We start from the raw sequence: 11,426 nt of genomic DNA, 5'->3' as shown, positions 1-11,426 counted from the left end.
CCTCCCTTGCTTCTGCCAATAGTTTGCTGTAGAAGAAACATTTTATACGTATGTTTTTTCTTAACAGCTCCCTCATTGTTTTGTCCCTCATGCCATCTTTTTTGGATATAAATCATAAAACAACAAACCCTAATAAGTGTCTAAAGAAAGGAGCAAGTACAATGAGTCACATAACAGCGCTTCTCATTAAAACAGCACTCGTGCTATTTGTGCTTCTTGTTCTTTTATCTCTCATCAATGGATACCCGGGCTGGAATACGATAGGGCTGTCTGTGGTCGTTGTCCTCGCCTCTTACCTCATTGGTGATATGTTTATTTTAAAAGCCACCAACAACTGGGTATCGACACTTGCAGATGTTGGCTTATGTACACTCGTCATTTGGCTGATTGGGCCGCTTCTGTTAAATGAAGCAGTTCCCTTTTTCTTAGCATTTTTCTCGGCGTTACTAATTGGTGCTGGGGAATGGTTTTTCCACAAATATGTCGCACGTGCGATTTTAGATAAAAACACAAAAGCTTATTCTTAAAAGGGGAGAAACACAATGTTTTATCATCGAAAAGATTTACAGTATAATGCGAAACCAGACAAGCCAGACCCTGTCTATGCTAAAAAATTACAAGAAGTATTAGGGGGGCAATTCGGGGAGATTACAGTTGCCATGCAATATCTTTTTCAAGGGTGGAATTGCAGAGGCAATGAAAAGTACCGCGATATGTTATTAGATATTGGCACCGAAGAAATAGCTCATGTTGAAATGCTGGCAACAATGATTGCACAGCTTGTAGACCAAGCTCCAGTGGAAACACAAGAGCAAGCTGCCAAAGATCCTCTTGTTGGAGCTGTTATGGGCGGCATGAACCCACAGCACGTTATCGTTTCGGGCTTGGGCGCACAGCCAAACGATAGTTCCGGGTATCCATGGAATGCCCGCTACACCATTGCCAGCGGCAACTTACTTGCTGATTTTCGAGCCAACTTAAATGCAGAATCACAAGGCCGCTTGCAAGTAAGCCGGCTATATGAATCGACGACCGATCATGGGGTGAGAGATATGCTGTCCTTTCTCATTGCTCGAGACACCATGCATCAAAACCAGTGGATGGCAGCGATCGAGGAATTAGAGCAGCACCAAAGCGCGGTTGTTCCATCGACTTTTCCAAAAGAACAAGAAAAACAAGAAGTGGCATATTCATTTATGAACTTCTCAGAGGGAACAGAGAGTCAAAACGGCCGTTGGGCAAGCGGGGAGAGTATGGATCATATGGGGACTTTTTCATACGATGCAAACCCAGCTCCAATGGGGCAGATTCCTTCACTACAGCCAGCTCCGCCCTATGTGCATAACACACCTCCTTTGCATGCCCATGAAACAACAGGCTCTCCAACACATGCGCCGTGAATACAGGAGCGTAACCATGCAACAAATACACGCTTCATGTACAAAGAGAGAGCATGCCGCATCGCATGCTCTCTACATAAATCATGATATAAATGGGACAAGACCTAACAAAAAAGCTGACAGGCTTCCTGCAACAGACAAGAAAACATAAACAAACAGCGGCACGTATTGCTTTTTCTCGAGTAATTGAATGGTTTCCATGCTGAACGTAGAAAACGTCGTAAAGGCTCCAAAAAAGCCAATGGCTACAAATAAATACAGTTGGTCCTCATATGCCCCTAACGGAATACCGCCGTATACGCTCCCTAAAAACAGCCCAAGACCGAACGAACCAATAACATTTACAGCAAGCATACCAATTGGAAAAGAGGTTTTTACTGGCAAGGAGGATATCCACTTTCCTGCAAAATACCGGCAGACAGCGCCAGCTGCACCGCCGGCAACGAAGAAGAAACTTGTCACAAAGCCCCTCCTGCTTTCTCTTTTCCCTGTTTTTTCTGCCCAATGCTTTGTCCAAGAATAAAACCGAGCAATGCCAACGTAACCCCTCCTCCTAGTGTCACAAAAACATAAAGGAAAGACTGTATGATGTTGTGGTCCAGATACAGCCATACCGTGTCCGAAGCAAAAGTCGAAAATGTGGTGAATCCGCCGCAAAGTCCCGTGCCAAGCCCTGCTTTCACCCAAGGTTTTGGCACAACAGCTGCAAAATATCCAGATAACATTCCCAATAAAAGACTTCCCGTCGTATTTTCTAACAAAGTGCCAATTGGATATTCTACCGCTAACGTTTGTATATTTAGCAGATAGCGTAAATACGTTCCAACAGCAGCCCCTGCACCAACAGCGATGACATTTTTCAAACGTTGTCACCCCCGCTTCTTCGCACGTTCATCATACTGCCCTCTCTCAGCAGACGGCACCAGGCTTCCGCCAGTTGCCCATACAACGTGCACAGCACGAGTCCATCGAAAACCTTGCTGCATGAGACAAAACGGCCCTGATAATCCAGCCGCGGCAGAAGGTTCAAGAAATATGTGCTCACTCTCCACTAAGAAGCGCAGCTGTTGTAATAACGTATCATCATCTACCGTATAAATGCCGCTTAGAAATGGATCAAGCAAACGCCCGACAAAAGCAGACGGGGCCGCCACCGCAAGTCCATCCGCTTCTGTTTGATTATCCAAGCCAAGGTCGTATACAGAAACAGCATCGTGCTGACCTGTCATCATACCTATTAACATAGATGGTGAATGTGTCGGCTCAGCAAAATAGCAATGTACATTATCTTCAAACACCATTTTCAGGCCAAATGCCACACCGCCTGGACCACCTCCAACCCCGCAAGGTATATAGACAATAAGCGGCTGTTCTTTGGAAATCTGAATACCGCGTTCATTCAGTTGTTCTTTCAAATGAAATGCTGCCGCCGCATATCCTAAAAACAAATCAACTGAACGTTCATCGTCAATAAAAAAACAATGAGGATGATTCTGTGCCATTTTGCGGCCTTCCTTGACCGCTTTCCCGTAGTCTTCTGTGTGTTCCACTACCTGTACACCTAGTTGAGACAAATGATCCTTCTTCCATTGTTTTGCATCCGCCGACATATGTACCGTTACTTGAAAACCTAATGCTTTCCCAATCATTCCAATACTAAGCCCTAAGTTTCCAGTTGATCCGACCACTAATGTATATTGCTGAAAAAAGGAACGGAGTGAATCTGTATGAAACACCCGGTAATCATCGTTTTTTGTGATTCGTTTATGATCCAAAGCAAGTTCTTCTGCCAGCTTTATCACTTCGTGAAAGCCGCCTCGTGCTTTGATAGAGCCTGCTCCGGCTAGCTCATGGTCACCTTTTAACAACAACTCGCCATACAAAATGTTTCCATAAAACGTTTCTAACCGTTGTTTCATGGCGGGAATCCCCTGTAAAGGCGATTCTATGAATCCTTTTACTTTTACTGTTTCTGGAAAAACTTCTTGAAAAAATGGTGCAAAACGTTCAAAACGCGCTTTTGCTTCGAATATGTCATCTATAGAAAATCCAGCACCTTTTACTGCTTGAGCAAAGGATTGCTTTCTCGAGTTTTCCCAAAACACTTCTTTGTAAGCAGCAATGTCATTTAAAAGTGGATATTTTTTTTGCCAGTCCGCTCCTGCCTTCTCTGCTATCCGCTTCTGCATGTAAAACGCTTCCTTTCCATACAAGCCCGCTAATCTATTATGATGTGTTATGGTTATTTTACCGAGAATAATCCGTTTTATAAATAGAAATAACCAAAGGCCAAAGTACAGATGAGACTGTTTAAAGGGGTTCCGTTCCTTTGGCGACAGCCCCCACCATTGACAAGAAGCGGGAAGGCGCATGTGTATCCAAAGAATGAATAAGCCATATCTGCAGCATAAGCGTTATCAGGCTTCCCTTCTTCTTTACTTATATCAAAGAAAAAAGCTCAGACAAAGTTCGAACGCGCTCTGTTGTTGTCCGGACAGGTGTTTTCCCTTGAGGGTCGATAAGCACTGCCTGCATTCCCATATTTTCCGCTGGAACAATGTCATTAAGATAATTATCGCCAATAGAAACGACTTCTTCTGCTCTAACGTCATATTCTTCTACGATCGAAGCAAAATGAGCCCGTGTCTGTGCTGGTTTTTTGGCATTTGGTATAATATGATGAAAAACCCCTTTTAAATCCAGTGTTTCCAGCAAGCGTTCCACATCATCCGCCTCAGAGTTGGTTAGCAGGACGAGCTCGCATTGTTGTCTGAGACGTACAAGAGCTTGACGCCGAAAAGGAGCTTCGGCAAACTGAAATTCTTTGGTCTGCATATACTCTTTCGTCCTCCGATAGGAATCAAACGTACTTCCAATCCCATAATGCTTAGCTGCAGCTGCCGGCAGCCACCACCCATCCCCAATTGCAATCATAGAATGAAAATCCAATGCCACAGAACCCGGATAGTCTTCCCCAGTTGAGACAACCTCTCCGTTCCAGTTCCACGTTTTTTTGACTTTATATGTTGTAGGATCCACTTCCAAAATCCGGTCCCTTTCCACATCATAGACACGTCCAATTGCCACAGGATGGCGGGATTCGAGCATGTTATAGTAGTCTTCCCAAAACAGCGGCTGCTTTTCATGCGGAAGTTTCGACACCAATTCTTTCGCATAATATTGAAAATGATGAGTATCTTCGTACAATGTCCCATCCAAATCAAAAACAGCAATACGAATGCTGTTCCAATTAATCGCCAACGTCTAAGCCTCCCTATCATATACAATCATTCATTAAAGGAGACATCTCCTTTGTGGCATCCTAATCTTTATCATTGCTTATTTGTGCGGCATTCTGCTCTGACAGGCAGATTCATAAACAGCCTGATCGCTCTCGCTGAATAGAACAAAACGGATGGTCTTGAGCGAGCGCAAATGCTGCGATTGCTGGACAATTTCATCAACAGCAATTTCTGCAGCTTCTTCAATAGGGTATCCAAAAGCGCCTGTTGATATAGAAGGAAAGGCGATACTCGAGATGTTATTTTCTTCGGCTAATTGAATCGCATGTTGATAGCATTGGCGCAATAAAACAGCTTCTGGCTGATCTTTGCCGTAAACTGGACCAAGGCAGTGAATGACATAGTCATTAGGAAGGTTAAATGCTTGTGTAATCACCGCCTGTCCTGGTTGAATAGGAGCAAATGGACGTCCTGCTTCTGCCAGCTCCGCTCCTGCTGCTTGATGTAGTGCTCCCGCGACACCGCCGCCGGTTTTAAGTTCTGCATTAGCAGCATTTACAACAACAGACACATCATGCTGCTTCGCAATATCTCCTTGTATACACTCTAATTTCACGTGACCAATCTGCTCTTCCACTATATCTCCCCTTTGTACAATTTTTCTTCTTATGTATTAACCGGCAATTCAACTACTCAAACCTCATTATCGTATTATTCATAGTAAAAAATCCTTAAGGCAGCAAACCTTAAGGATTTGTTCAGCATTTTTATCGTTTATTGTTTCATGCTTTCTCAACAATCATTGATATTCCTTGACCGACCCCAATGCACATAGTTGCCAGACCTCTTTGACTGTCTCTTTTATTCATCTCATGTACTAATGTAGTCAATATTCTAGCTCCGCTTGCTCCTAATGGATGGCCATAAGCAATCGCTCCGCCATTAACATTAACAATGTTCTGATCAAGGTCAAGTTCACGGATACATGCTAATGACTGGGAGGCAAATGCTTCATTTAGTTCAACTAAATCCAAATCACCTACCGTCATGCCTGCTCGTTTTAGTGCTTTCTCTGTTGCTTTAATTGGTCCGATTCCCATAACACGCGGTTCCACGCCTGCCGCAGCTGACGTTACATATTTCGCCAATGGTTTTAAACCGAGTGCCTCTGCTTTTGTACGGCTCATTAACAAAACGGCAGATGCTCCATCATTTACACCAGATGCATTCCCGGCTGTTACGCTCCCATCTTGAAAAAGAGACGGCAGCTTATTCAATTTTTCAAGAGTAGTGTTTGGTCTAGGATGCTCATCTTCTGTCACTTCATATGTACCTTGTTTTCGATCTTCAATCGTAACTGGAACAATTTCATCTTTCAACCGGTCACTTTCCATCGCTTCTTTTGCTCTCATTTGACTTTGAAGCGCAAATTCATCTTGTGCCTCACGCGAAATGTTAAATTCCTTCGCTACGTTTTGTGCCGTTTCTGGCATAGAATCAGTTCCATACATTTCATCCATTTGCGGATGAATGAACCTCCAGCCAATGGTTGTATCATACAACTGCTGATTTCCTCGTTGAAAAGCCTTTTCCGGCTTCCCCATGACATATGGTGCTCTTGTCATGCTTTCTGTGCCGCCTGCAATCATTACATCGCCTTGTCCTAATGCAATGGCTCGTGCTGCATACGTTACAGCATCTAAACCTGAACCACACAGCCTGTTTATCGTTGTACCTGCAACCTCAACCGGAAATCCTGCAAGAAGTGTCGACATGCGAGCTACGTTGCGGTTGTCTTCACCAGCCCCGTTGGCATTACCGAAAACAACTTCTTCTACGTCTGTCGTCTCGAGGTTGGGGTTTCTTTCCCGTATCGCCTTCAGTACTGCCGCCCCTAAATCATCAGGTCGAACACTCTTTAACGCCCCATTGTACCTGCCAATGGGAGTTCTTACTGCATCAACAATAACAACTTCTTCCATCCTGCTCGCTCCTCTCCGCTATTCATACTTATAAATGCCGTGACTTGTCTTTTTTCCTAACCTTCCAGCTTTAACAAGCTGTTCAAGTATAGGAGCGGGACGGTACTTTTCACCGAGGGTTTCATGTAAATATTTTAAGTTGTTAAGACGGGCGTCCAATCCGACAAGATCAGCTAATTCCAACGGTCCCATTGGATAATTTAAACCAAGGCGGATCGCTTTATCGATATCTGCTGCCGAAGCTACTCCTTCTTGAAGCATGTATAATGCCTCATTTCCTACGAGTGCACTGATTCTGCTCGTTACAAAGCCCGGAAATTCATTTACTTCAACCGTTTCTTTGCCCATTTTCGCAGACGCATCTTTTATGACAGCTACTGTTTCCTCACTTGTCTCTAACCCTTTTACTATTTCTACTAAAGGCATACGATGAACAGGGTTAAAAAAGTGCATCACAGCAAACTGTGGAGCACGCTTCGTATAAGATGCCAGCTCTGTTGGGCTGATAGTCGAAGTATTTGATGCAAAAATGGTGTGCTCTGGAGCATGCTTATCTGCTGTTTTCATGACATTTTGCTTTAAATCACGCTTTTCCGGCACTGCTTCGATAAATAAATCAGCACTTTTGACTGTCTCTTCCAAGTTTGTAGATGTACGATAATTGTTAAGCAGTTGTTCCGCCTGTTCTTCGGTTAATTTTTCTCTCTTGATACCTTTCTTTGTTGTTGCTTTAGCATATTCATAAGCTGACTCTAATTGTTCTGTTGAAACATCTACTACCGTCGTTTCGAAACCAGCAAGGGCCGAGACATATCCGATGCCTCGCCCCATTACGCCGGCTCCCACGACCGTAACTCGTTGTATGGTCATGGCAATCGTCCTTTCTATTAAACTCCAAATGGATTAATTGGTTTTGGCCCGTAATAGGACAGTACACTTTTATCTTCCATATAAAGATCGAGTGTTTCTACGCACAATTCTCTACCGAAACCAGACTGTTTGTAACCGCCGAATGGTGTACCAGGGAATGCGGAGAATGGGCAGTTCACCATAACAATACCCGCTTCAATTTGGTGAGCAACACGTGTAGCTGTTGCTTGGTTTGTTGTCCAAATCGCAGAGCCTAATCCATATTCGGTGTCGTTAGCACGCTGGATGACATCTTTTTCATCCGTAAATTTCTCTACGACAACAACCGGTCCAAATATTTCCTCTTTTACTACTTTCATATCAGGAGTCACGTCTGTAATAACGGTAGGCTCATACCAATGTCCGTTCTCAAAACCTTCAATTTTTCTCTCTTTCCCGCCAGTTGCAATGGTGGCTCCTTCTTCTTTTGCAGATTGTACATAGCTGTCAATTGTTTCAAGCTGGTCCCGGCTGATAATAGAACCAAGGTGCGTACCTTTATCAAACGGATCACCTAATTGAAGCTTTTCTGTTTTCTCAATAAACTTTTCTAAGAATTCATCATAAATGGACTCATGTACAAACATACGGGAACGTGCCTCGCATGACTGACCAGTGTTAAAGTATATACCAAATAATGAGCCAGCTACTGCCGCATCCATGTCTGCATCCTCAAAAATGATATTAGGTGATTTGCCGCCAAGTTCAAGCGTCAAGCGCTTCAACGTATCAGATGCTTTACTCATAATGTCTTTACCAGTTGGAGTAGAACCAGTGAATGCTACTTTGTTGATGTCTTTATGTTCTACCAAGTAGTCACCAATAACGCGGCCAGAACCTGGTATAGTGTTTACAACACCTTCAGGAACTCCTGCTTCGTGACAAATTTCATTTAAAAGAATAGCTGTAATTGGTGTAAGACTAGCAGGTTTAATCACAACAGAGCACCCTGCTGCAATAGCCGGCGCAATCTTCCAAGCAGCCATCATCATTGGATAGTTCCAAGGGATAATCTGCGCACACACTCCAACTGGTTCTTTATTCGTGTAGTTGAAAAACCCGCTTGGCATGTTATTAACAGTTCCTCTATGACCTACAATGGCACCAGCATAAAATTCAAAATCCTCAATAGACTGATTCACCTGTGCTTGTGCCGCACCGACAGATTTACCACTGTTTAATACTTCTACTTCTACAAGTTCTTTAAAACGCTCTCTCATAATAGCTGCGATATTGTTCATGACACGGGCACGTTTCCCTACCGGATACTTGCGCCACTTACCGTGGTCGAAAGCTTGTCTTGCTGCCTGAACAGCTTTTTCAGCATCTTCTTGTGTAGCTTTTGCAACAGTCGCCAACTTTTCCCCTTTTGCAGGGTTATACGTGTCAAAAGCTTCATTTGCACTGCTTTCCACGCGTTCTCCGTTAATAATCATTGCATAATGATCTCTTTTCATTGTTCCTACTTCTTCTACTGGTTGATTAGTGATTGTTTGGCTCATCTCTATTCACTCCTTCTTTAATATCCAATAAATGTTGGCTTTCGTTTTTCTTTAAAAGCTTGCAATCCTTCTTTATGATCTTGAGACAAACCAGCAATGCGCTGTGCTTGTGCTTCTTGGTCAAGTGCTTGTTCATATGGCTCATGCATGCCATCCATCATGTAACGTTTAACGAGAGAAATTGCTTTTGTCGGCTTTTTCGCAAGCAGCTCTGCAAACTTGGCAACCTCTTCGTCCCAGGTTGAAGAATCAATAACTTTTGTAGCCAGCCCCAGCTGATACGCTTCTTCTCCTGTTATTGGTTTACCAAGAACTGCTACCTCCAAGGCTTTGGCGTAACCGACCAACCTCGGAAGGTTATACATAAAGCCAGAGTCCGGAACCAGCCCAATATCGATAAAGGCACTGACAAACTTTGTTTCCGGTCGTACAAGACGAAAATCTGCTGCTAAAGCCAAGCTCATTCCTGCACCAGCAGCAGTTCCATTCACAGCTGCAATAACAGGCTTTGATGTTTGTTTGACAGCTTTCATCATCGGATGATAGCGGTTACGTAAAAAATCAGCATGGTTTGTGTCTTCACTTACTCCCCCAAGATCTTCCCCCGAACAAAACGCTTTGCCTTCTCCTGTAATTACAATGCACCTTGCTGTGTCGTCTTTATTTGCTTTACGCAACGCATCAATAATTTCCTTATTCATCTCTGGCGTAAATGCATTGAATGCAGAAGGTCGATTTAACACCAATGTAACAATTCCATTTTCTTGTGTGACATTGATGGTTTGGTACGTATTCCCCATCTCTTACACTCCTTTAAAAGAAGGACGCCGTTTTTCCGTGAATGCTTTCATTCCTTCTTTTTGGTCCTGCGTTGCAAACGCGAGGTAAAAGTTTTTCCTTTCGAGCGTTAAACCTTCATTGAGCGGTGTATCAACAGCCTCTGATACAGCTTCCTTAATAAGTCTGAGAGAAACAGGAGCTTGTTTTGATAGTTGTGATGCTAATCTTAATGCTTCTTCTTCTACCAACTCCGGTGCTGCGATTCGATTGATCACACCATAGTTCAATGCTTCTTGAGCACCCATTGGCTGTCCTAACCATATCCACTCCAATGCTTTCGCACGTCCCATGGCTTTAGTAAGAAGCTGTGTCCCTCCTGCTCCCGGCATCACACCAAGATTGACTTCTGGAAAACCAAACTTCGCATCCTCAGCAGCCACAATCAAATCACAATGAAGGACAAGTTCAAATCCCCCTCCAAGAGCAAAACCATTTACACCTGCAATAATCGGCTTTTTAATCAACATCATCCGGTCCCATACAGCAAAAGGATCCAGTTGTTCCAAAGACAACGGCGTATCATCCATCATCTCTTCAATATCCGCTCCAGCAGCAAATGCCTTCTCATTTCCTTTTATGAAAATGACCCGGATGGTCTCGTCGCGATCAAAAGCCTCCATCTGCTCTACTATTTCATCAACCATCTTCCGGTTAAGGGCATTCGCTACTTTCGGCCGGTTGAGCTGAATAACTCCTGTACTGCCCTCCGTGTAGACGTTAATATGTTCTTTACTCATTGACTTCCTCACCAATCATTAGTGTTACGATATCACCTGCAAATTCCATGACGTCTTTTCCTGATGCCTTGCCCTCATCGGTTTTCATCGCTTTTTGCAAGGATTCATGGTCATCATAATACATTTCACACAGCAAGTAATATTTGCTTTCACCTGTTGGTGAACCGACAATTTTTGTTACCTTCATCTCTCTTAACCCTGGTATTTCTTTCGTAATAGGGGTGTGCGTATTATAATAATGTTCGTCAAACGCCTCTTTATCTTTTGGTTGTTTGTACAAAGCAATTAATTTAACCATTACTGAACCACTCCTTTTTCATAATTAATAACTGGTTTCATCGCTTCAAATGGATTTTTGCATGACCGGCAGTATAATATGCTGCGGCAAGCAGTGGGGCCGAACACATTATCCATTGAAGTGTAAGGTGAATCACAATACGGACAATTCACAGACCATTCTTCTCCCGGTTTATAATTTTTCGGAGGTGGAGCAATACCGTGCTTTTTTAATTGCTTTTTCCCCTCTTCTGTAATTGCTTCTGTAGACCACTTTTGCCGAAAAGAAAATGATACATCGCAGTGTTCAACCCATTCTACTGTTTCTACTGCTTCTCTAACGTTTTTCTCAATGATGTCAAGAGCAGGACAGCCGGCAAACGTGGGAATCATCGAAATAAATACTTTCTGATTGTCTGTATCTACGCCATGCACCATACCAAGGTCCACAACGCTTACACCAGGAAGTTCAGGATCATCAACGCTTTTCAATACAGTCTCAATTTCTGTTTTCTTTTGAATGTCTGTCATATCCTTA

The 11,426-nt window shown here is 43.4% G+C and carries 14 protein-coding genes; 2 read left to right on the top strand and 12 right to left on the bottom strand.

From position 1 onward, the window contains the following. The first annotated feature begins 161 nt into the window (after positions 1–161). Positions 162–527, top strand: coding sequence for a DUF2512 family protein (locus BLT18_RS11960; RefSeq protein WP_091274308.1), 366 nt, complete (start codon positions 162–164; stop codon positions 525–527). A 15-nt stretch (positions 528–542) separates the two neighbouring features. Continuing rightward, positions 543–1,400 carry a manganese catalase family protein gene (locus BLT18_RS11955; RefSeq protein WP_091274306.1) on the top strand — a complete coding sequence of 286 codons (858 nt, stop codon included), beginning with the start codon at positions 543–545 and terminating at the stop codon, positions 1,398–1,400. 81 nt (positions 1,401–1,481) lie between these two features. Here the strand turns inward: BLT18_RS11955 and crcB are convergent, their stop codons facing one another. The 12 genes from crcB to paaD all read right to left on the bottom strand — a co-directional run bounded on the left by crcB (position 1,482) and on the right by paaD (position 11,419). Next, positions 1,482–1,862 (bottom strand): fluoride efflux transporter CrcB, encoded by a 381-nt coding sequence (gene crcB / locus BLT18_RS11950; RefSeq protein ID WP_091274303.1) that lies wholly within the window; start codon positions 1,860–1,862, stop codon positions 1,482–1,484. Then, positions 1,859–2,263 (bottom strand): fluoride efflux transporter FluC, encoded by a 405-nt coding sequence (locus tag BLT18_RS11945; protein ID WP_091274301.1) that lies wholly within the window; start codon positions 2,261–2,263, stop codon positions 1,859–1,861. The genes crcB and BLT18_RS11945 overlap by 4 nt, the downstream gene beginning before the upstream one ends. Before the next feature lie 6 nt (positions 2,264–2,269). After that, complete coding sequence (locus BLT18_RS11940) at positions 2,270–3,589, bottom strand: D-serine ammonia-lyase (RefSeq protein ID WP_091274299.1); 1,320 nt, start codon at positions 3,587–3,589, stop codon at positions 2,270–2,272. Positions 3,590–3,839: 250 nt separating this feature from the next. Beyond that, positions 3,840–4,661 carry an HAD family hydrolase gene (locus BLT18_RS11935; RefSeq protein WP_091274297.1) on the bottom strand — a complete coding sequence of 274 codons (822 nt, stop codon included), beginning with the start codon at positions 4,659–4,661 and terminating at the stop codon, positions 3,840–3,842. A 78-nt stretch (positions 4,662–4,739) separates the two neighbouring features. Beyond that, positions 4,740–5,279 (bottom strand): macro domain-containing protein, encoded by a 540-nt coding sequence (locus tag BLT18_RS11930; RefSeq protein ID WP_175487488.1) that lies wholly within the window; start codon positions 5,277–5,279, stop codon positions 4,740–4,742. Positions 5,280–5,424: 145 nt separating this feature from the next. After that, positions 5,425–6,624: an acetyl-CoA C-acyltransferase gene (locus tag BLT18_RS11925; protein WP_091274295.1), complete on the bottom strand. Its 1,200-nt coding sequence runs from the start codon at positions 6,622–6,624 to the stop codon at positions 5,425–5,427. 18 nt (positions 6,625–6,642) lie between these two features. Further along, positions 6,643–7,494, bottom strand: coding sequence for a 3-hydroxyacyl-CoA dehydrogenase (locus BLT18_RS11920; protein WP_091274292.1), 852 nt, complete (start codon positions 7,492–7,494; stop codon positions 6,643–6,645). A gap of 17 nt (positions 7,495–7,511) precedes the next feature. Continuing rightward, complete coding sequence (locus BLT18_RS11915; RefSeq protein ID WP_091274290.1) at positions 7,512–9,035, bottom strand: aldehyde dehydrogenase family protein; 1,524 nt, start codon at positions 9,033–9,035, stop codon at positions 7,512–7,514. Positions 9,036–9,052: 17 nt separating this feature from the next. Next, positions 9,053–9,835: an enoyl-CoA hydratase/isomerase family protein gene (locus tag BLT18_RS11910; protein ID WP_091274287.1), complete on the bottom strand. Its 783-nt coding sequence runs from the start codon at positions 9,833–9,835 to the stop codon at positions 9,053–9,055. A gap of 3 nt (positions 9,836–9,838) precedes the next feature. Continuing rightward, on the bottom strand, positions 9,839–10,612 hold the full coding sequence (locus tag BLT18_RS11905; RefSeq protein ID WP_091274284.1) for an enoyl-CoA hydratase-related protein: 774 nt from the start codon (positions 10,610–10,612) through the stop codon (positions 9,839–9,841). After that, positions 10,605–10,910, bottom strand: coding sequence for an EthD family reductase (locus BLT18_RS11900; protein ID WP_091274281.1), 306 nt, complete (start codon positions 10,908–10,910; stop codon positions 10,605–10,607). Before BLT18_RS11900 ends, BLT18_RS11905 begins: the two co-directional genes overlap by 8 nt. Further along, positions 10,910–11,419 (bottom strand): 1,2-phenylacetyl-CoA epoxidase subunit PaaD, encoded by a 510-nt coding sequence (gene paaD / locus BLT18_RS11895; protein WP_091274280.1) that lies wholly within the window; start codon positions 11,417–11,419, stop codon positions 10,910–10,912. Before paaD ends, BLT18_RS11900 begins: the two co-directional genes overlap by 1 nt. Positions 11,420–11,426 lie beyond the last annotated feature (7 nt).

The sequence above is a fragment of the Alteribacillus persepolensis genome (assembly GCF_900099605.1).
Taxonomy (GTDB): Bacteria; Bacillota; Bacilli; order Bacillales; family Marinococcaceae; genus Alteribacillus; species Alteribacillus persepolensis.
Note: the sequence above shows the minus strand (reverse complement) of the source record. Positions and strands in the feature narration are given on the sequence as shown.